At 54.7% G+C, this 20,262-nt stretch carries 22 protein-coding genes; 17 read left to right on the top strand and 5 right to left on the bottom strand.

What is annotated here, in order from left to right; genetic code table 11:
* A partial coding sequence (locus tag PEH01S_RS12810) for a DUF7689 domain-containing protein (protein WP_127485843.1) occupies positions 1–465 on the bottom strand: 465 nt, incomplete at its 3' end.
* A 630-nt stretch (positions 466–1,095) separates the two neighbouring features.
* Here PEH01S_RS12810 and PEH01S_RS12805 point away from each other — a divergent pair.
* The 4 genes from PEH01S_RS12805 to PEH01S_RS12795 all read left to right on the top strand — a co-directional run bounded on the left by PEH01S_RS12805 (position 1,096) and on the right by PEH01S_RS12795 (position 3,533).
* Positions 1,096–2,367, top strand: a complete 1,272-nt coding sequence (locus PEH01S_RS12805; RefSeq protein ID WP_246062901.1) for a helix-turn-helix domain-containing protein — start codon at positions 1,096–1,098, stop codon at positions 2,365–2,367.
* Between the two features lie 37 nt (positions 2,368–2,404).
* Complete coding sequence (locus tag PEH01S_RS35800; RefSeq protein WP_281281457.1) at positions 2,405–2,527, top strand: hypothetical protein; 123 nt, start codon at positions 2,405–2,407, stop codon at positions 2,525–2,527.
* A 261-nt stretch (positions 2,528–2,788) separates the two neighbouring features.
* Positions 2,789–3,013 carry a Spo0E family sporulation regulatory protein-aspartic acid phosphatase gene (locus tag PEH01S_RS12800; protein ID WP_127485841.1) on the top strand — a complete coding sequence of 75 codons (225 nt, stop codon included), beginning with the start codon at positions 2,789–2,791 and terminating at the stop codon, positions 3,011–3,013.
* Positions 3,014–3,083: 70 nt separating this feature from the next.
* Positions 3,084–3,533 carry an AbrB/MazE/SpoVT family DNA-binding domain-containing protein gene (locus PEH01S_RS12795; protein ID WP_326054974.1) on the top strand — a complete coding sequence of 150 codons (450 nt, stop codon included), beginning with the start codon at positions 3,084–3,086 and terminating at the stop codon, positions 3,531–3,533.
* A gap of 47 nt (positions 3,534–3,580) precedes the next feature.
* Here PEH01S_RS12795 and PEH01S_RS12790 read toward each other — a convergent pair whose 3' ends face one another.
* Positions 3,581–4,315 (bottom strand): WecB/TagA/CpsF family glycosyltransferase, encoded by a 735-nt coding sequence (locus PEH01S_RS12790; protein WP_127485837.1) that lies wholly within the window; start codon positions 4,313–4,315, stop codon positions 3,581–3,583.
* A gap of 118 nt (positions 4,316–4,433) precedes the next feature.
* Positions 4,434–5,339 carry a M23 family metallopeptidase gene (locus tag PEH01S_RS12785; protein ID WP_127485835.1) on the bottom strand — a complete coding sequence of 302 codons (906 nt, stop codon included), beginning with the start codon at positions 5,337–5,339 and terminating at the stop codon, positions 4,434–4,436.
* 173 nt (positions 5,340–5,512) lie between these two features.
* Here PEH01S_RS12785 and PEH01S_RS12780 point away from each other — a divergent pair, with 173 nt between their 5' ends.
* Genes PEH01S_RS12780 through PEH01S_RS12765 form a run of 4 tightly spaced genes read left to right on the top strand, consistent with a single transcriptional unit; the run spans position 5,513 to position 9,472 of the window.
* A complete protein-coding gene (locus tag PEH01S_RS12780; RefSeq protein WP_025847162.1) occupies positions 5,513–6,232 on the top strand; it encodes a response regulator transcription factor in 720 nt (239 codons plus the stop codon).
* Complete coding sequence (locus PEH01S_RS12775) at positions 6,222–8,102, top strand: sensor histidine kinase (protein WP_025847160.1); 1,881 nt, start codon at positions 6,222–6,224, stop codon at positions 8,100–8,102. The genes PEH01S_RS12780 and PEH01S_RS12775 overlap by 11 nt, the downstream gene beginning before the upstream one ends.
* Before the next feature lie 37 nt (positions 8,103–8,139).
* Complete coding sequence (locus PEH01S_RS12770; RefSeq protein WP_127485833.1) at positions 8,140–8,946, top strand: inositol monophosphatase family protein; 807 nt, start codon at positions 8,140–8,142, stop codon at positions 8,944–8,946.
* Between the two features lie 37 nt (positions 8,947–8,983).
* Positions 8,984–9,472, top strand: coding sequence for an NUDIX domain-containing protein (locus PEH01S_RS12765; RefSeq protein ID WP_127485831.1), 489 nt, complete (start codon positions 8,984–8,986; stop codon positions 9,470–9,472).
* Between the two features lie 71 nt (positions 9,473–9,543).
* Here the strand turns inward: PEH01S_RS12765 and PEH01S_RS12760 are convergent, their stop codons facing one another.
* Entirely contained in the window at positions 9,544–10,011 is a 468-nt protein-coding gene (locus PEH01S_RS12760) for a type II toxin-antitoxin system VapC family toxin (protein ID WP_025847155.1), read from the bottom strand.
* Entirely contained in the window at positions 9,998–10,342 is a 345-nt protein-coding gene (locus PEH01S_RS12755; RefSeq protein ID WP_127485829.1) for a hypothetical protein, read from the bottom strand. Before PEH01S_RS12755 ends, PEH01S_RS12760 begins: the two co-directional genes overlap by 14 nt.
* Before the next feature lie 287 nt (positions 10,343–10,629).
* Between PEH01S_RS12755 and PEH01S_RS12750 the strand changes: the two genes are divergently transcribed.
* The 9 genes from PEH01S_RS12750 to PEH01S_RS12710 all read left to right on the top strand — a co-directional run bounded on the left by PEH01S_RS12750 (position 10,630) and on the right by PEH01S_RS12710 (position 20,235).
* Entirely contained in the window at positions 10,630–11,328 is a 699-nt protein-coding gene (locus PEH01S_RS12750; protein WP_025847152.1) for a response regulator transcription factor, read from the top strand.
* Entirely contained in the window at positions 11,328–12,797 is a 1,470-nt protein-coding gene (locus tag PEH01S_RS12745) for a sensor histidine kinase (protein WP_127485827.1), read from the top strand. The genes PEH01S_RS12750 and PEH01S_RS12745 overlap by 1 nt, the downstream gene beginning before the upstream one ends.
* On the top strand, positions 12,781–13,848 hold the full coding sequence (gene mreB / locus PEH01S_RS12740) for a rod shape-determining protein (protein WP_127485825.1): 1,068 nt from the start codon (positions 12,781–12,783) through the stop codon (positions 13,846–13,848). Before PEH01S_RS12745 ends, mreB begins: the two co-directional genes overlap by 17 nt.
* 92 nt (positions 13,849–13,940) lie before the next feature.
* Complete coding sequence (locus tag PEH01S_RS12735) at positions 13,941–14,618, top strand: hypothetical protein (protein WP_127485823.1); 678 nt, start codon at positions 13,941–13,943, stop codon at positions 14,616–14,618.
* A 103-nt stretch (positions 14,619–14,721) separates the two neighbouring features.
* Positions 14,722–15,201 (top strand): hypothetical protein, encoded by a 480-nt coding sequence (locus tag PEH01S_RS12730; protein WP_127485821.1) that lies wholly within the window; start codon positions 14,722–14,724, stop codon positions 15,199–15,201.
* Positions 15,202–15,352: 151 nt separating this feature from the next.
* Complete coding sequence (gene yidD / locus PEH01S_RS12725; RefSeq protein WP_025847146.1) at positions 15,353–15,562, top strand: membrane protein insertion efficiency factor YidD; 210 nt, start codon at positions 15,353–15,355, stop codon at positions 15,560–15,562.
* 363 nt (positions 15,563–15,925) lie between these two features.
* Positions 15,926–17,926 carry a methionine--tRNA ligase gene (metG, locus tag PEH01S_RS12720; RefSeq protein WP_127485819.1) on the top strand — a complete coding sequence of 667 codons (2,001 nt, stop codon included), beginning with the start codon at positions 15,926–15,928 and terminating at the stop codon, positions 17,924–17,926.
* 50 nt (positions 17,927–17,976) lie between these two features.
* Positions 17,977–19,050, top strand: coding sequence for a Gfo/Idh/MocA family protein (locus PEH01S_RS12715; RefSeq protein ID WP_127485817.1), 1,074 nt, complete (start codon positions 17,977–17,979; stop codon positions 19,048–19,050).
* A 168-nt stretch (positions 19,051–19,218) separates the two neighbouring features.
* Complete coding sequence (locus tag PEH01S_RS12710; RefSeq protein WP_025847139.1) at positions 19,219–20,235, top strand: metal ABC transporter substrate-binding protein; 1,017 nt, start codon at positions 19,219–19,221, stop codon at positions 20,233–20,235.
* Positions 20,236–20,262 lie beyond the last annotated feature (27 nt).

The following is a 20,262-nucleotide window of genomic DNA, read 5'->3' as shown; positions in this document are numbered from 1 at the left end:
ATAAGAACCGTTAGACTTATAAGGGTCCCAACCATCATGTTGCAAAAGTTCAAGCTGTCCCCACTTAGCATTAGAATAACCATATGCTGCAACCCTTGCAAAATGTGTAATACTGCTATCAGAAGTACCATATGAAATAATTTCATAAGCGGCTACATCGGTGCTGTTCATAGCAGCACTCTTTTTATACCCCTGATTAGAAAGGTAAGTGTCAACTTGTGAATTAGACGGGTTATTAGATCCCCATGGCCATACCCAGTTACTATAATTACCAAGCGCATATGCCAAGCAATTATACTGGGGAGTTGCGTCTCCTAACCAAGCATAATTACCTGATTGCTTTAGATTATCATTAAATACATAAGCAGGGGTCGTAATTCCAGCAAGTGCTGATGAAGCCCCACCAACAATTGCGGTTGCTGCAACAACAGACAACACTAAATTTTTTTTGAACTTAGCGATCATAAACCTTTCAGCCTCCCAATATTTGTAATATAAAAGAATAAAATTGATTTATCATGTTAGGTTAAGTGCTTCCTCGCTATTCGACATGGGTAAAATAGAGTGCGATTTTATATGGAGGGGCGTGCATGAGTACTCGCGAAGTCCTTATGCTTCGCGGCTTTTGCGAGTACTCATGCCCGCAGAGGCTCCATGTCAAATCGCTCTATTAGCCTAGAAAACGTAACTTTATCCACGAAGTAGAACGAAGAGCCGGTTAAATTAATGTCCCAATTTGTTTGCCCTATAAAAAAACAGGGCTTAAAAAAGCTACTTTGATTTTTTTTTATTCGGCTGTTCACTCCCTATTTTTTAAAAAAATGTTCTTGCACAAGCATCGGCGCCAATCTACTTGTTCTTCCATAATGTATCATTTAATAGAAATATATGTTAATGAGTAGGTGTGTCTATTTATTTGGGGAAAATCGTTAAAAATTAATATTTTTTAACATTAACTGGGCAAGTTTAATACATCTTAGCGAGAATTGTCGAAAAATGAGGAAAAGTGTTATGACAAGATTACAGTTTGTTGTAAGTTAAATCATACTTTGCTATAATATGGATTGTTTTATTTCAAATAAAAGGAAGTGATGTATGATGATGGGCAAAAATGGCGTGAAGCATACCATCGGGGATTTCATCTTCCAACTGCGAATAGAAAAAAACTTGACATATTCGGAACTTGAGGAGCTTACTGGAATCAATAAAAGCGTTCTTCATAGAATCGAGCGTGGGGAAACGAAACATCCCGAATTTAAGACGGTAAAGACGATAGCCTCTGCTTTAAAGATACCCTATCAGGAAATAATCGAATGCTACCTAGAAGACGAAAATCGTATTGATACTTTGTTTGAAATACTAAACGAAATCATGAACTGTGAAGGAAACTTCTCTCTCGTACAAAAGGTAGCGTTGCGGCTGCTTCAATCTCCCGGCAAGGAGACGGAAGAATCCTTGCAACGACTATTTAATTTTGCGGCAAACGTGAAAGAAGATTCTTTGAAAGTTGCGCTTTACGAGGTTATTATTGAATACTCCAGAGGACATGGCGTTATGGTCTTCTTGGCCAAAGGATTGTTACAGAAATATTTGATAGAACGGCTTGATTTTAAACGGCTGGAACAAACGTATCAAGAAGGGCAAGAGATACTATATTACACGGATTTTTTATCCAGAGAGGAAAAAATAACTTTTTATTTTAGAATGGGTTTACATGCTCATAATACAAAGAAATATACGGACTGTATTAAACATTGCATTACAGGTATTAACTTAGAAGATAGAGAAACTGAGCTAAAAGCTAGAGCTTATCTTGCTATGATTAATTCATACTCACAATTAAAGCACTATGATTTGGTAGAAACATGTTTAGATGTATTCGAAAGGTTTGAGTATGATTTTGTTGCCGAAGCAGCCAAAATTACTCGTGCTATAACCAAAGCAAGAAAAAAAGAATATGATATTGCCATTCCGCTGTTGCGAAGCTACATGAATGAACTAAGCAATAAATACAAAATAAGCATTGCAACCGAGCTTATTGAAATCTATCTGCAAACTAAAGATATAAAATCGATCGCCGAATTGCTGGAAAAAGAACGAGAATTTTTGCCCGACAATCCCGAAGGTCCGCATACATGTTCTGTCATTGGATTGTATTACCGTCAAAAAGGAGCCTACCAGCTCGAAATTGGAATGGTTTACGAGGGGATACAAAGCTTTGTTCTTGGCATGCACGCTTTTGGGAAAATTAATGGGACTAAAGAGAGAGATGAGTGCATGAATCAAATTTTTACCTATTTTTTGAATGCAAATACACAATTTGATTTACAGTATGTAAGCATGTTGAAGGAGGTGTATAATATATAATAATGCCAAATTAACCCCTAATTTGGAGGTGAGTGATATGAAGAAGCTCGTCTTGATGGCAGTTCTGTCTTTCATTTTTATTGGAACTGTTCCTTATTTTCCTCCTGAGCCATACCCCGTTACTGTTGTTCAAAATTCAGATGTTGAACCTGGACATTAGCTGCTCAATAAATTGGGATTCGAAATATAAAAGGATATTGAATGTTCGGAAACAGGCATGATTTTTGATGTCTGTTTTTTTCTGTGAAATTTCACAGGTTTCAACATCACCGGCGTATGCACAGAGTTACTATGTTAAGCCGGTTTCTCAACAAGCACAAGTAACGGAACTTAATGATTTTTTGCTTTTAATTCCTTATTTACAATTTATAAGCAACAAATGTTAGTTTACAGTTAGCAAAATTTTGAAAGGAGAGCAAGTATGACGCAATTAGAAGCGACTGGAAAGGAGGCCGCCGCTTTACCGGAACTCCATAATTTAAACGATGAAGCCTTGCAAAGCGAGATGAAGAGCATCCTGACCCAAATGGAAGACGCAGTGAAGCAAGGGGAAAGCTTAACGTGTGGCCGTGTTGTTGCGTTGAGTCAACGATTAGACAAGTATATTGTGGTTGCTCAAATCAGGAGCATGCCTCCAAAGCGTTGAGGCTTTCGAGAGTGCAGTTCAAATCATTGCTGTCAATTGAATTTGGATTTGAGGTGAATGTTAGTTGCGTATGGGGATTGTTCGTGAGTTAGATCGACTCGGAAGAATCGTGATTCCTATTGAGGTAAGACGGCTGATGAATATAACGGAGAATCAATCTTTAGAGGTTTTGTTCGATGAAGAGAAAAAAATGATTGCGTATCGGAAGTATCGTGCAGCAGAATGTTTGTTTTGTAATGGGACCCAGCAACTTAAGGTCTTTAAGGGATACTATGTATGCCAGGGGTGTATTGATAATCTTCCCGTACCACAAATTAAAGAGCAGCAGATAGAAATCAATACTTCGTGTAGTGACCATTCGACGGTGAACAAATCTAACCCGAGACTTAGTGCTACATTGAAGCGTTTGCGAAAAGCCATGAAGGAAAATCCAACAGCTTCTCAAGCAAAATTGGCCCGAATGCTAGGCACTTCTCAGACCCGCATAAGTCAATTAATCAGGAATTATATGCAGTCTTAGGTTTATTGCCCCCCCCCATGATATTCATGGGAGGGTTTCTTACAATGTCAACTCTTGCGGCCCTTCAGCAGAAACAGGATGGCGAATTGGGGAAGCACCAATTGCCGTCTCCAGCGGGACGGCTGCCGCAGCAGGCGGTACAGCCATTCCAGATTCAGCTTTTGCCAGACGACCGGGGCTCGCTTGACCTTGCCCGCGATGACATCCAGACTGCCGCCGACGCCCATCGCGAGCTTGGCGGATAACTGGCCTTTGTATTTGAAAATCCATTTTTCCGCCCGCGGCGCGCCCATGGCTACGACGAGAAGGTCGGGCTTGGCGCTTGCGATCTGCTCGACGAGCTTCGGTTCGTCGTCAGCGGTAAAGAAGCCGTTATGCCGGCCGGCGACCTTGAGGCCCGGGTATTGATTCATGATGATGTCGACGGCTTTCTTGCTCGTTTCTTCGTCGGCCCCCAAGAAGTAGAACGACCAGCCATGCTCATGGCCGAGCGCTAATAGCCGGAGAAGCATCTCGTAGCCGGTTACGCGCTCGGGCACCGGCTCGCCCTTGAAACGCGAAGCCAAGACGATGCCGATCCCGTCGGGCGTAATCATGTCGGCCTGCTCGACAATGTGCCGCAGCTCGCTATCTTTTCTTGCATTCATCACAATTTCGGGATTAGCCGTAATCAAGTGAAACAGCCGCGGATCGTTCCGGTCCAGCCGGCGGTGCAGCTCGTTTACGGTTTCGTCTAAGGATAATTTGGAAAATGGTACGCCTAAAATGGAAACGGTTTGCATCGGTATCTCCTCTACGTTCATTTCCTCCATCTTACCACAGAATCGCGGGGGAGGAGAACCTCCGCAAGGGACCGAAGCGGCTTCTCCCGACAAACCGGCAGACCGCAGGGTTCTCCCTCTAGTGCCGGATTAACCCGTTTCGCGCCAAAAACTCGCCGTTAAACGTAATAGGCACGCCCACCCCATTGCGCTCCGCGTGGATATGAAGATGCGGCTCCGACGTATTTCCCGAATTGCCGACAAGGCCGATCGGCGTGTTCACATCAACGGTATCGCCTACTTTCACCTTCACGCTGCCTTTCTGCATATGCGCGACGTACACTTTGGCGTCCAGGCAGCCGATGGCAACATGGTTGCCGGCGGGCGGCACGCCTTCCGGCAGCTTTTCCGACAGGGTGGGCGCTACATCCTCGAACCCGTCGACCGCTTCCAGCACTTTCCCGTTGCACGGGCTGTACAGCGTATCGCCGTAGATGGCATAGGCTTGCAGCTCGCTTGGGTAAATCCCTTTCGTTCTCCAGCCTCCGGCATTCAGCTTTACGATATCCAGCGCGTACTGCTGCGGCAAGTAATCGTGGTGGTAGTTTACGATCGTCCGGCTGCCGCCGTGAGCGACGTGATAAGTACCGCCGCGCAGCGGAAAACGCAGATCGACCGCCTGTTCGGACGTTTGATGTCCGGTGAGCGCATAAGCTCCCAGAATAACAAATAATGCGGCGAAGACTGCGGATAGCGCAGGGCCTATCCACGAAACGAAAGAGCGCGGCGGCCACAGCGGCACGTCCCGGTTATTTCTTACGGCGCGCACGATGGAATAAAGCCAGAACGCGATGAGCGCGTAGCGGAAATAATAACCGACCCAATCCCACCTCCCGACGTTAAAAATGTAGAGCAAATAAGAACCGGAAATAAGAAACCAGGCGAAGCACGCCAGCTTGCTCGTTCGTTTCCGCCCAAGCTCGATCATGAAATAGACGGGGAAAATCAAGGTTGATACAAACAGCAACGCAACGTCGAACCACATCGGTATCCTCTCCTTTCGTTCAAGTATAAGTAGCCGGATTTACTCCTGGTGAAACAGCAGCTTACCGCAACCTTAATTTTTTCGTTAAGGCTCCGTTAAGATTCCGTTCCTTTGCGGGTAAACACGGTGTGGTATGATAAGTGAAGCGATAGGCCGGGGAGGAAGGATATGGAATGCAGGCGAACGAAGCAACGGTTTTACTGGTCGATGACGAGCCGACCATTGTCCGCATGTTGAAGAAGGTATTGGAAAAAGAAGGATTCGTTCATATCGATACGGCGGCGACGGGCGAAGAAGCGCTCGCGGCATGCGACCGCAGGTCTTACGATTATATTGTGCTCGACGTGATGCTGCCGGGTCAAAGCGGGTTCGAGATCTGCCCGAAGCTCCGGCAGCGCACCGATGCGCCGATCTTGTTCTTGACAGCGCGCTCTTCCGATCTGGACAAGCTTAGCGGCTTCGCCTTGGGCGGGGACGATTATGTGACCAAGCCGTTCAATCCGCTCGAAGTGGCTGCCCGGATTAAGGCGAAGCTCCGAAGGGTTGCCAAATCCGCGGAAAGCCACGCGACGCAGGGAGTCTACGATTTCGGGCGGTTTCGGCTGAATGAGCTGTCGGGAGAGCTCACGGTCGAAGACAGGCGGATTCCTTGCCCGGCTCAAGTGTTTCAGCTGCTTTTGTTTTTTTGCAAGCATCCGAACCGGATCTTCAACAAGCAAGAGCTGTACGAGCGGGTGTGGGGCGGCTCCGGTTGCAGCGACGACAACACTGTTATGGTCCATATTTACCGCATCCGGGAACGCATCGAACGCAATCCTGCAGAGCCGGAATTGCTGGTAACCGTCCGGGGGCTGGGCTATAAGCTGGTGAGGGGCGGGAACGATGACGTTTAGGCGGGCAGGGGGAGCGAATGGCGGGAAACAAGGGGACGGTGCGGCTTCCGCTTCCGTCCCGTCGCCCGTGCCGGACGGAGGCAAGCGGGTCATCAGGCGGCTTATCGCCGATTTCAGCCTGCGGCTGATCGTGGCCGGCATCCTGCTCGTCGTGTTGGCGGTCCTGATCTTGTACTGGATGCAGCTGAAGCTGCTGGATCTCGACGCGGGCCGCAGCTTTGCGCAGGCCGGCATGCTGAAGCTGATCGACACGATGGAAGTGGATGAATCGGGGACGCCTCATTTTGACGAGGAGCTGCTGGACCTTGTAAGAAGCGAAGGCGGCTGGGTTCAAATGCTCGACGATCAAGGGAGAGCAACCTATTCGGTGTATACGCCCGAGGACGTTCCGACCGCTTATAAGCCGGGGGAATTTGTCGCTTACTGGAAAAAAAAGGAGCCGTTTCCGTATGATTTGGCCGTATGGATCCGGCAGAGAGGCGGCGTAACCTATACGCTGCTCTATGGCGTCATCCCGGAGGAGAAGCGTCTGCTGCAGATGGTCATGGAAACGGCCGGCGCGCCGGGGCCAGGCTTGACGCTGCCTCCCGGCTTAGAGGACCGGCTCAAGGAGGCGGATGCCGCGGTGCAGCTGCTGGACCCGTCCGGGCGGCAGGTTGCTTCGTTCGGCAGCGCAGGGAAGGTGCTGGCGGAATACTCTCTTCAGGAGCTTGCACTCCGGTCGGTTTACGGCAACAGATACGACCTCAAGCTGGCCTCTCATTACGATTCCCGCACCCAGTATACTTGGGTTGTGACCATCCCGTTTCATGAGAAAGGGGTTCTTGCGGGAGTTCTGAAAAACGAGATCGGCGTCATGCTCGTTGCGCTTGCCGGCTTGCTGCTGACGACGCTGCTCTTGTTCCTGCTGCTGTCGCTCTGGTACGCCAACCGCTTCGGCGGGCCGGTGCTCCACATGATCGACTGGCTTCAGCAGCTCGGGCGCGGACAGTTCCGCGAGCCGCACGGACATCGGGGGCCCCGCAGCCTGGACCGCAAGGGCCGGCTGCAGCGCCGGTACCGTTTGTTCGCTGACGTGTTCCTCTCGCTAAGGCGGCTTACCGGCATTTTGAGCCGCAACGAGGAGATGCGGGCCAAGCTGGAACAGACGAGAGAGGAGTGGATCACCGGAGTCTCCCACGATTTGAAAACGCCGCTCACGTCGATTAAAGGCTACTCGCATATGCTGGAAGCGCCGAAGTACGGCTGGTCGGCCGACGAAATCCGGGAATTTGCCGGTGTGATCCGCGAGAAGGCGGAATATATGGAGCTGCTGATCGACGATCTCAGCCTGACTTACCGCTTGCAGAACGAAGCGCTGCCGCTGGAGCTGCGGGAGACCGAGCTGAACGATCTGACGGAGATCGTCATTCGCCGTTTTCGGACGAATCCGAGATTTGCGGACGCGCGGATCGTGTTCAAGCCGGCGTCTTCCCCGCTCTTTTCCCAGATAGACGAACGATGGCTCAGCCGGGCGATCGAGAATTTGCTGGCAAACGCCGTTCTGCATAATCCCGCAGGAACGGACGTAGAAGTAAGCGTCGCGGGGGACGGAGAAGCCGAAAGCTTCGTGCGTTTGGAGATCCGCGATAACGGCGGCGGAATGGATGAGGAAACGGTCGGCCGGCTGTTCGAACGGTATTACCGCGGCACGAATACCGAAGGAGGGTCGGACGGAACGGGGCTCGGGATGGCGATTGCCCGGCAGATCGTCCTGGCCCATCACGGGAATATCCGGGTGGGAAGCGAGCTTGGTCGAGGCACGGTTGTGACGATATGGCTCCGGCAGGCTTCGCCACCGGTTGAGGCTATGCAGGAGGATCAGGTATAATTTGCCTTATCGGGAGCAGGGGAGGAAGACAAGGTTGATGGACGAGACGTTGAGGATCGCCCGGGAGGTTGCCTGCGAAGCGGCCGCGGCCGCAGGAAAGCTGGCGAAGGAGCATTTTGACCGGGATAAAGAAGTGATGGCCAAAGGAAATCAAGGGGACTTGGTGACCGCGATCGATCATTTGGCCGAGAAGGAAATTTTGAACCGGCTGCAGGAGCGCTTCCCGGAGCATCGGATTCGCAGCGAGGAGAGCGGCTGGTCCGGAGCGGAGAGTGATTGGCTTTGGCTGGTCGATCCGCTGGACGGCACGAACAATTACGCGATCGGGCTGCCGGCGTACGGCGTTTCGCTGACGCTGATCTACCGTGGGGAACCGCGGCTGGGGGTCATCTACGATTCGCATCTGGAAAATTTGTACGTCGCCGAGCAGGGAAAGGGGGCTTGGTGCAACGGGCTGCCGATCCGCGTCAAAGCGTCGTCAGCCGCCGGGCGGATGACCTTGGGCTGGATTCAAGGGCATGACGTCGGCAAGGGCGGACAGGCCACGTCGCTGAAGCACCATCTCGACGCGCACAGCAAACGGGTCCTGTCGCTATGGGCGCCAACACTGCTGTGGAGCATGCTTGCGCGCGGCGATTTGGACGGCATCGTGCTGTACAATTCGGAAGGCGAGGACCTGTATTCCGGCCTGCTGCTGGCGAAGGAAGCGGGCGCGGCGGTCGTCGACTTCGACGGCCGGCCGTTCGAAGGCTTGAACCCCGAGCCATACATCGTCGCCTGCCCTCCCGACCGTCTGGAGGGTCTGCTTTCCATGGTTCGGGCGGGACTTGGCGGACGGGAGTAATCCATCGGGGAGAGGAAACGGGAGGAGGAACAACGAAGTGACTTATCCAATACGGGTTCGCGCCTGCGCGCTTATACTTCGGGACGACAGCGCGCTGTTGATCGAATTCACGGACGAAAACGGGCTTCATTACAATCTGCCTGCCGGAGGCGTCGAAGCCGGAGAATCGGTCATCGAAGCGGTGATCCGGGAGGCACGGGAGGAAGCGGCCGCAGACGTCGAGGTCGGACAACTGGCCTTCGTCTACGAATACGCCCCGCATCTAAGCGATCACGTGTATGGCCCCACGCACAGCATCCACTTTATTTTCGATTGCAAGCTTAAAGAAGGATCGGCGCCTGCCATGCCGGCGAACCCCGATCCGAATCAAACGGGCGTGCGGTGGATTCCGCTGTCCGAACTGGACAATATCGTGCTGTATCCCAATATAAGAAAGCAGATTGCCGATTATGCCGCCAAACGTAGCGGCACGCCAGTATTCATCGAGGAGCATCAGCTCGACAAATACCCGCTTCCCTCTGCCTGAAACAACGAAAACCTGACGGCGCACAGCCCCTAGCCGGGCCGGCCGTCAGGTTTTTCATTTTCCCCGCTTCGTTACCAAATGCTTGGCAGCACCTTGATTTCACGATCCAGCTTGGGCAGGAACGAATAATTCGGATTGAAGGTGAAAATCCGTTTCATCTGGCAGGACAGCATCACGACGGCCGTCATCGCTTCGCTCAGCGAGAATCGGTAGTTCGGAAAATCGATAATGAGCCGCTTCGATTCCTGCTCCAGCTCCGGCGTTCCCGGCACGATCGTCAGCACGCCCTGCTGGACCGCTTTTTCCATCGTGTTCAAGAAAAACTGGGCATCCGAGTAATCAAAATGATTGCGCAGCCACTGGTGCGTTTCGAAGATGACATAGTTCGTCGTAGCCAAATGCCGATCCATATCGTCCAGATCGAAGAACATCGACCGAGCCTTCAAATAATACGGGTCCTCCGGATTCATAAACGCCATCAGGGCGGACTGCTCCAGAAAGACCGCCTGCTGCAAAGCGGCGGAATCATGCACGATCATAGCTACTATGTACCTCCTCGCCCGTATACCGTTCCTTCCGTTTCGTCAAGCTGTCAAGCTGCAGCAGCGGATTTCTTTCCTTCTGCTCCACGGTCGCTTGAAACGTCATTTCATGGGACCGCACGGCAAAATATTGATCGATCATATAATGAACCACCGCGCTGACGGTCGTCTGTTCGGCTTCGGCCATTCGTCTGCACTTATCGTAAACCTCGGGCTCCAGCTCGATGGCGGCGGTTTCGACGGCTTCTCCCTCCGTCGAAATGAGCTGGGATGCGGCGGATTTCCATTTCCTCAGCTGGCTTTGCATGAATTCCTTGGAACTGCTCACGGGCGTCACCTTCCACAACACAATTTTATGCGGGCTTGAATGCGCAAGCCGACTTCCTATACTGTTCGACAAAAACCGTTGTTTTTAGGGGATTTTCACCATTTTCGGAGCGCGCTCATGGTTTGAACACAGTTATTTAACCGTTTGGTCGGATTTTGAACACAATTTGCTCAAATTTTTCGTGTAACGTTAAGGAGTACGGCCCCTTTTTCGGACAATCCCCCCGCAAAATAAGGGGGGCGGGAGAATGCTATAGTATCTTCACCGGCAAAAGGAGCATTGTCTGCATGAATTCTTGGAAAGTACTGGTGGCCGACGATGACCCGAACGTCAGGGAGATCATCCGGCTTTATTTTGAAAAGCAGCACATCAGCATGATTGAGGCGCAGGACGGCGAGGAGGCGCTTGAGCTTGTCGAGAAGGAAGCGCCGGACATCGTGATTCTCGACGTCATGATGCCGAAAATGGACGGCTTCGAAGCATGCCGCCAAATTTTGAAAAGGTTCGATATTCCCGTCATCATGCTGACGGCGAAGCGGGAAGAATTCGACCGGGTGCTGGGGCTGGAGCTCGGCGCCGACGATTACGTCACGAAGCCGTTCAGTCCGCGGGAGCTCGTGGCGCGGATCAAAGCGATCTTCCGCAGGATGCAGCGCCGCAAATCGCCGGGGGAGCCGGGTGAACCGGTCGCCATCACGTTCGAGGGGCTCTCGATCAACACGGAGCGCCGCGAGGTGCTGGCCGGGGAGGAGCGAATCGTTCTCCGCCCGAAGGAGTTCGATCTGCTGACCCATCTGGCCCGGTCGCCGGGGACGGTGTACACGCGGGAGCAGCTGCTGGAGCAGGTGTGGGGCTACGAGTTTATCGGGGATATCCGCACAGTCGACGTGCACGTGAAGAAATTGAGGGAGAAGCTGCTCCCGTACCGGAGCGACTGTATTCATACGGTGTGGGGCGTGGGGTATAAATTCGAGGTTCAGGACTAATGCTTGGCATCGGCAAAAGCATTTTCCGCCGGCTGCTGTTCGGCCATATGTTCACCATGCTGCTGGGCTTGTGCGTCGTTGGGTTTCTGCTTTCGTTTCTGACCAAGCAGTATATCGTCGATTCGCAAAAGGAAGAGCTGCTGCGCAAGGCGAAGCGGGTCAATCTGGCGGTTCAAACCGTCGTCGTGCCGGACGATCGGGTCAAGGAGCTGCTGCTGTTCTTCGACCAAACGTTCGATGCGCGCATCTGGCTGTTCGACCGGGGCGGCAAAATCGCCGCCACCTCCAGCAAGGACGAGGTGTACGTCGGCAAATCCGTCGATCCTGCCGTCGTCCGCATGGTCTTGAACGGCGAAGAGGCGCTGCTGAACGAGCCGCGGTTCGAGGGGCTCAAGGAGCCGGTGCTGTCCGTCGTCGTCCCATGGGGCAAGGACAATGAGGTATACGGAGGAATCGTGGTGCACGCCTCGGTCGCCGGAATGAACGAAACGATCACGTTAATGCGGGAAACGATCCTGTGGGTCACGCTCGTGGGCGTCCTGCTCTCGGCGGCGACCGCGTCGTATTTGTCGTGGTCTATCTCCCGGCCGCTGCGGCGGATCGACAAGCTGGCGCTGCGCATCGGGCATGGGGATTACGGCGAGCGGATCGACATTTCGTCGAACGACGAGATCGGGGAGCTGGCCGCCACGATCAATCAGATGGCGGACAAGCTGCAGCGGACGGACGAAGACAAGCGCAAGCAGGAGCAAATCCGTCAGGACTTCCTGGCGAACGTATCCCACGAGCTGCGGACGCCGCTGACGGCCATGCAAGGCTTTCTGGAGGCGCTGCAGGACGATCTGATCGACGATGCGGCCAAGCCGAAATATTACGACATCATCTACAAAGAAACGCTTCACATGAACCGTTTGGTGGACGATATCGCCGATCTGATCAAGCTGGAAAACGACGAGATCGTCTTGTCCCGCAGCCCGGTGGATGTGCGGCAGTTATTTGCGCACGTGGCCGCCATGTTCGGGCCGGAAGCCGCAGAGCGCAACACGTCGATCGAAATGCGGACGGAAGAAGGACTGCCGGACGCGTATGCGGACCGGGACCGCTTCGAGCAAATCATGAAAAATTTGGTGAAAAATGCCGTGAAATTTACGGAAAACGGCAAAATTTTGCTGGACGCCCGCGCGGAAAGCGAGCTGCTTGTCATTCGCGTGGCGGATACCGGCATCGGCATTTCCCCGGACGATCAGGAGATGATCTGGGAGCGCTTTTTCAAGGTGGACCGCGGCCGGAGCAAAAAAAGCAGCGGCACCGGGCTCGGACTGGCTATTGTCCGGGAGCTGGTAGAGCTGCACGGCGGGACGATTACCGTCCGCAGCGAAGTCGGCCAAGGAACCGTATTCGAGTTCCGGCTGCCGGCGGCTCAGAACGCAATACACGAAGGAGGAAGACAACATGTTAAAGCGGTTTGATACGCTGTACGGCATTGATTTGGGAACTTCGAATACGGTGATTTACCAGCACGGAAAAGGGATCGTGCTGCGGGAGCCGTCCGTGGTGGCGATCCGGCAGGATTCGGGCGAGATGGTGGCGGCCGGTACGGAAGCGCAGGCCATGATCGGGCGGACCCCCGGCAATATCGACATCATTTATCCGCTGATGGATGGAGTTATCGCCAACTTTGACATTACGAGCGCGATGCTTCAGCATTTTATTAAAAAAATTCAAGGCCGGGCCCCCTGGTTCCGCAGCTCGCAAGTGTACATTTCCGTGCCATGCGGCATCACGAACGTGCAGAAGCGCGCCGTCGAAGAGACGATGGTGCATAAAGGCGCCAAGAAGGCGGTCGCCGTGGAAGAGCCGCTGGCGGCGGCGCTGGGGGCCGGGCTTCCCGTCGACCAGCCGATCGGCAGTCTGGTGCTCGATATCGGCGGAGGAGCGAGTCAAGTGGCGGTGCTGTCGCTCGGGGGCATCGTCGTCAGCCATACGGTGCGGCGCGCAGGGATGTCGATCGATCAAGACATTATCGAATACGTCAAAAAAACCTATAACCTCGCCATCGGCGAACGGACCGCGGAGGAGATCAAGAAGCAGATCGGGTCGGTTGTCGAGCGGCAGAAGGACAAAGCCATCGATATTAAAGGCCGGGATCTGATCGACGGTCTGCCCCGGTCGCTTCGCTTGACCTCCGGGGAAATATTCGGATTGATGGACGATTTTCTGGCGACCATTTTGGATGCGATCCGGGTGACGCTGGAGCACTGCCCGCCGGAGCTGGCCGGGGATGTGGTGGAGCGGGGCATTCTTCTGTGCGGAGGCGGCTCGCTGCTTCACGGACTGGACGAGCGGATTCAGGCGGAAACCGGCGTCCCCGTCCATCTCGCGGCGGAGCCGCAGGATTGCACGGCGCTCGGAGCGGGCATGATGATCGATTTCAAGCGGGAGGGCTGGAGCCGCGGGAATGCCGTTGCAGGCAGAAACGCCATGCAGGGGGAAGAGGAGCTTCTTCGGCAGGACGCTTAGAGGATCGCTGCGCGGTCTAAACAAGCCGTTGACCGTTCACGGAATTGCCGCTAAGCTAGGAGAAAAGCTTGGGCTCACAGGAGGCGGTTGTCATGACGGTCAAGCGGCTGGGCTGCTTGCATGCGCATCATTCGAACATCCGGTATTTGGAGGAGGGCCTGGACCGCGAGACGTTCACCTGCGTCCACTTTGTCGATCCTGGCGCGATCCAATGGTTGACCCGTGCTGCGGCGTCTGAAGCGGCGACCCGGCAGGTGCAGGCGAAGCTGCGCGGCCAGCTGGAATGGATCGCAGGCTGCGGGGTTGACGCCATCGTCATCACGTGCACGAATTATATTGCCGCGCTGTCGCCCTTGGAGCAAGCGCTCGACACGACGGGCGGCGTTCCGGTCATCGCGATCGACGAGCCGTGGTTCGACGAGCTGCTGACGCTCGGCGATGAGGCGGTCGTCGCTTTCACCAATCCGGCCACCGTAGAAGGAACGATGGAACGGCTGTATGCTCACGCCAAGCTGCAGGGCAGAGCGTTCAAGGCGCGGACGGCGGTATCCGGCCCGGGCTGCTTCGAGCTGCTGCTGCAAGGACGGGAAGCGGCGTATGCGGAGCAGGCCGAAGCGTTCCTGCTGGGCTTGATCCGAAGCTCGTCTGCCCCGGTCGCAGCCGCCCAATTGTCGATGACGGACGCGGCCATACGGGCCGAAGCGGCGTCGGGCGCCCGGATACTGTCGCCGATGCAGGCGCTTCGCGGCAGGCTGGAGGGGCTTCGGTAACGCATCCGGGTTTCGTCCGGTCTTGTCATAGTTATGTAATAAATGCATGGTACATTTTTCTCGCAACACTACATACGACAACAAGTTGTGGGAGGAAATGACCATGAAGATGAACAAGCTCGTAACGGCCGGTATTGCCTGCGTCATGCTGCTCGGCGGGGCGGTAGCCGCAAGCGCTGCGCCGGCTGCCGCGCAGAATCCGAGCCGGACCGCCGTCAAGGAAGCCAAGGCGCAGGTTAAGCAAGCCAAGGCGTCGCTGCAGGCCGAGCAGCTTGCGAAGCTGCAAAAGGCGGCATCGGGTCTCGGGATCGCGACCGACGGCAAAACGGCGAAGGAGCTGAAGACGGCCATCCAGGAGAAGCGCAAGGCGCTCGCCGGGCAGAAGCGCGCCGACACGCTGGCCAAGCGGAAAGCGGAGGCGGAGAAGCTTGGCATTTCCGCCCAAGGCAAAACCGCCCAAGAGCTCGCCAAGGAGATTCAAGCGAAGAAGCAGGAGCAGAAGGCAAGCAAGCAGGCAAAGAAGCAAGCGCAAAAGGCGGGCAAGCAAACGAAGAAGAGCAGCCCGTCTCAAGCCGCAAGTTAGAAGCCCGCAAAGATCTGCCCGTGCCATCTCAAGATGGAGGCGGTGCAGATCTTTTTTCTGCCGTATAGCAAGTGCTGGTTCCTATTTGACACCGGCCCTCTCGTTCAGGCATGATGATAGAAGCAAGCTGAGGAAAGGAGCCGCGCCCATCGTGAAACGGGTACTGCAAGGAGGCGTACGCTTTTACCGCAAATGGATCTCGCCGTTGAAACCGCCGACCTGCCGGTTTTACCCGACCTGCTCCGCCTACGCGCTTGAAGCGCTGGAGAAGCATGGCGCGGCCCGCGGCTCGTGGCTTACCGTGAAACGGATCTGTAAATGCCATCCGTTCCATCCCGGAGGAGTGGATCACGTCCCTTGACACGGACGGTTCATTTTCGATATATTTGGCTTAAACATCCCATGAACGGATAAGTACTTTGCCGGAAGCCGCACAGAGAGCCGGAGTCGCTGAGAACCGGTCGGCCGATGCTGAGGAAGATGGTCCGGGAGGATATGGGAGCGAGCCATGCTCGCGGCCGAAGCCGGCCGCAGGCGGTAAGCTTTCATCGTAGCTCCGGCGTTAACGGATGGTCAGCGATTGACCGTTAAGCCTCGAACGGCGCTTGGTTTCGCCATGCGTCCGAACGGGGGAAGTTGGGTGGTACCGCGTGAGTTTGAAGCTCTCGTCCCATAGGGATGAGAGCTTTTTTGCATTTTCAATCCCATAGGAGGTCATTAGAACATGTCTGAAACCAACAAAAGCTTTTACATTACGACGCCGATTTATTACCCGAGCGACAAGCTGCACATCGGCCACGCCTATTCGACGGTGGCGGGCGACGTCATGGCCCGGTACAAGCGGCTGCGCGGGTACAATGTCATGTACTTGACGGGCACCGACGAGCACGGGCAGAAGATCGAGCGCAAAGCGCAGGAGGCGGGCAAGACGCCGCAGCAGTTCGTGGACGATATCGTCGCGGGGATCAAGGACCTGTGGAACAAGCTCGACATCTCGTACGACGATTTCATCCGGACGACCGACGCGCGCCACAAGCAGGCTGTTGAGAAAATTTTCACGAAGCTCATGGAGCAGGACGATATTTACCTCGGCCATTACGAAGGCTGGTACTGTACGCCGTGCGAGTCGTTTTACCTCGAAAACAAGCTGGTCGACGGCAAATGTCCGGACTGCGGACGGCCGGTGGAATGGGTGAAGGAAGAAAGCTACTTCTTCCGGCTCAGCAAATATGCCGACCGGCTGATTGAGCATTACGAGAAGCATCCGGAGTTCATTTACCCGGAATCCCGCCGCAACGAGATGATCAACAACTTCATCAAGCCCGGTCTGGAGGATTTGGCCGTCTCCCGGACGACATTCGACTGGGGCATCCGCGTGCCGGGCAATCCGAAGCACGTGATCTACGTCTGGATCGACGCGCTCTCGAACTATATTACCGCGCTTGGCTACGGCAGCGAGGATGACAGCCGCTATCGGACGTACTGGCCGGCGGACGTCCACCTGATGAGCAAGGAGATCGTGCGCTTCCATACGATTATCTGGCCGGCGATGCTGATGGCGCTCGGTCTTCCGCTGCCGAAGAAGGTGATCGGTCACGGCTGGCTGCTGATGAAGGACGGCAAAATGTCCAAATCCAAAGGCAACGTCGTGGACCCGGTCACCTTGATCGACCGCTACGGCCTTGACGCGCTCCGCTATTACTTGATGCGGGAAGTGCCATTCGGCTCCGACGGGACGTTTACGCCGGAAAGTTTCGTGGAGCGGATCAACTTCGATCTGGCGAACGACCTCGGCAATCTGCTCAGCCGGACCGTAGCGATGATCGACAAATATTTCGGCGGTGAGGTGCAGCCGTATGCTGCCGGAGCGACCGAGTTCGACGCCGCCGTGCTGGAGACGGCCGAAGCGACGGTCGCCAAAGTCGAGGAAGCGATGGAAAAAATGGAGTTTTCCGTAGCGCTTGCTGCGATCTGGCAGCTCGTCAGCCGCACGAACAAATACATCGACGAGACGCAGCCTTGGAACCTGGCGAAGGACGAGACGAAGCGGGAGACGCTCGGGTCCGTGCTGTACGTGCTGGCCGAATCGCTGCGCATCTCGTCGGTACTGCTGCAGCCGTTTATGACCGAGACGCCGCGCCGGATGTGGCAGCAGCTTGGCGTCGAAGCCGGCCCGCTTACCGGATGGGATACGGCGCATGCGTTCGGAACGCTGCCCGCCGGCACGCGCGTGGCGAAGAGCGAAGCGATGTTCCCGCGCCTCGAGGCGGACAAGGAGATCGCGTTCATCGCGGAATCGATGAACGGCGGAACGGCTCCTGCGGCGGAGGCCGCGTCCGAAGAGCCGAAGGCGGCGGACGCGAAAGCGGAGACGGCCGCCGTACCGGCACCGGAGGCTTCGCCTGAAATCTCGATCGACGACTTCTTCAAGGTCGATCTGCGGGTCGCCGAGGTTATCGCCGCCGAGCCGGTGAAGAACGCCGACAAGCTGCTGAAGCTGCAGCTCGATCTCGGCTACGAGCAGCGCCAGGTTGTATCCGGTATCGCCAAATACTACACGCCGGAGCAAATGGTCGGGCGCAAAGTCATCTGCGTCACGAACCTGAAACCGGTCAAGCTGCGCGGCGAATTGTCGCAGGGCATGATTCTGGCCGCATCGCAAGGAGACCGTCTGACCCTCGCGACAGTTTCCGATTCAATTCCGAACGGATCTGTGGTAAAATGAGGATTGTTCACGTGAACAATCGATAGATACCATAGTGGGAGGCTTCTTGTATGCAGAGGAACGACGGAATGAATTACGCGCCGCAGGGGAAACCGAATCCGGTCGTGAAGCCGGGCGAGTTTGCTTTTGCCGCGATAGGGCTGGATCACGGCCATATTAACGGTATGTGCAATGGCCTTATTGAAGCGGGAGCCGACTTGGTTGCCGTCTACGACCCGGACCCGGCGAAAGTCGAAGCGTTCGTCAAGCGGTTTCCGCAAGCCAAGGCTGCCGCTTCGGAGGAAGAAATCCTGCGCGACCCGAGGATTAAGCTCGTAGCGGCGGCGGCCGTCCCTTCGGAGCGCGGAGCGCTTGGGATTCGCGTCATGAGCGCGGGAAAAGACTACTTTACCGACAAGACGCCGTTCACCGCGTTACCGCAGCTTGAAGCCGCCCGTGCGAAAGTGAAGGAAACGGGCCGGAAGTACATGGTCTATTACAGCGAACGGCTGCATGTGGAAAGCGCCGTGTTCGCCGGCGAGTTGATTCAGCAAGGCGCGATCGGGCGCGTCGTTAACGTGATGGGCTGGGGTCCGCACCGGCTGAACGCGCCGACCCGTCCGCAGTGGTTTTTCGAGCGGGAGAAATACGGCGGCATCCTGTGCGACATCGGCAGCCATCAGATCGAACAGTTCCTGTTCTATTCCGGCGCCAAAGACGCCACCGTCGTCAGCAGCCGGGTAGCCAACTATAACAACAAGCAGTATCCGGAGCTGGAAGACTTCGGGGACGCCGCGCTGACCGGCGATAACGGGGCAACCTTCTACTTCCGCGTCGACTGGCTGACGCCGGACGGCCTCGGCACCTGGGGCGACGGCCGGACGCTCATCGTCGGAACGGACGGGTACATCGAGCTGCGCAAGTATATCGATATCGCCCGGGATAAGCAGGGAGACCACGTTTACTTGGTGAACAAGGAAGGCGAGCGGCATTTCTCCGTTCACGGCGAAGTCGGCTATCCGTTCTTCGGGCAGTTGATCCTCGACTGCATCCACCGGACGGAGAATGCAATGACGCAGGAGCATGCCTTCAAAGCGGCCGAATTGTGCTTGAAAGCCCAGCAGCAGGCCGTCCGCGTCGAGTAGCTTACAACCGAATGGAGCAAAATACCCCTTTGCCAGCATCAGGCGCAAAGGGGTATTTTTGGCTTTATCGTAATTTCTACATTTACCGTTGACAAGCGGATGGGCGGGGCGTATAATCGTCGTTGTTAATGAAAATAATTACGATTTACGTCTCGGAGGTATCATCTCATGAAGCGAACATTCATCCAACGGGCCATCCTTCCCGTGATCTTGGTTCTACTGCTCTCTACACTGCTGTCCGCTTGCGGAGGACGCTCGCAGCCTGCGCTGGTGAACGGCAAGATCAATATCGTAGCCAGCTTTTATCCGCTATATGATTTTGCCTCCAAAATCGGCGGCGATCATGTCAATGTCGTCAATCTGGTGCCGGCCGGCGTCGAGCCACACGATTGGTCGCCGAAGAGCCGTGACATCCAGAATTTGACTAAATCCGATCTGTTCGTCTATTTGGGCGCCGGGTTCGAGGGTTGGGTACATGACACGCTCGACAGCTTGAAAAAGGACAGCAAAACCGTTGTGGTGGAAGCAAGCCGCGGTATCGAGCTGCTTCCCGGCACCGAAGAGGAGCACGGGGATGAGCACGGCCATAACGAGAAGAAAGATGACCACGGCCACGACGAGAAGAAAGAAGAAGGCAAAGACGAGCACGGCCACGACCACGGCAATACGGACCCGCACGTATGGCTGAGCCCGGCCAATGCCAAGCAGCTGGCTGTTAACATCAAGGACGCGCTGATCCAAGTCGACACAGCGCATAAAGCCGATTACGAAGCGAATTTCAAGAAGCTCGCCGACCGGCTGGAGCAATTAGACGGCAAATATAAGAGCGAGCTGGCCAAGACGTCCAAGAAGGACATTGTCGTGACGCACCAATCGTTCGGCTATTTGGCCAAAGCTTACGGACTGAACCAGAAGGCGATTATGGGGCTCGCTCCGGATGCCGAGCCGACGTCCAAGGATATGAAAAACATTTTGCAATTCATTAAAGACAATCAAGTCAAATATATATTCTTTGAGGAGCTTGTATCCGACAAATTGGCCAAGACGCTTGCCAAGGACGCCGGAGTTGAAACGCTTGTCCTGAGCCCGATCGAAGGGTTGACCGAAGAGCAGGCGAAAAAGGGTGACGATTATGTGTCCCTGATGGAAAACAATTTGAATAATTTATTAAAAGCATTACAATAGAAGGGAGACCTTCCGTATAAGGAGCTT

The organism is Paenibacillus ehimensis NBRC 15659, assembly GCF_004000785.1.
Lineage (GTDB): Bacteria > Bacillota > Bacilli > Paenibacillales > NBRC-103111 > Paenibacillus_G > Paenibacillus_G ehimensis.
Note: the sequence above shows the minus strand (reverse complement) of the source record. Positions and strands in the feature narration are given on the sequence as shown.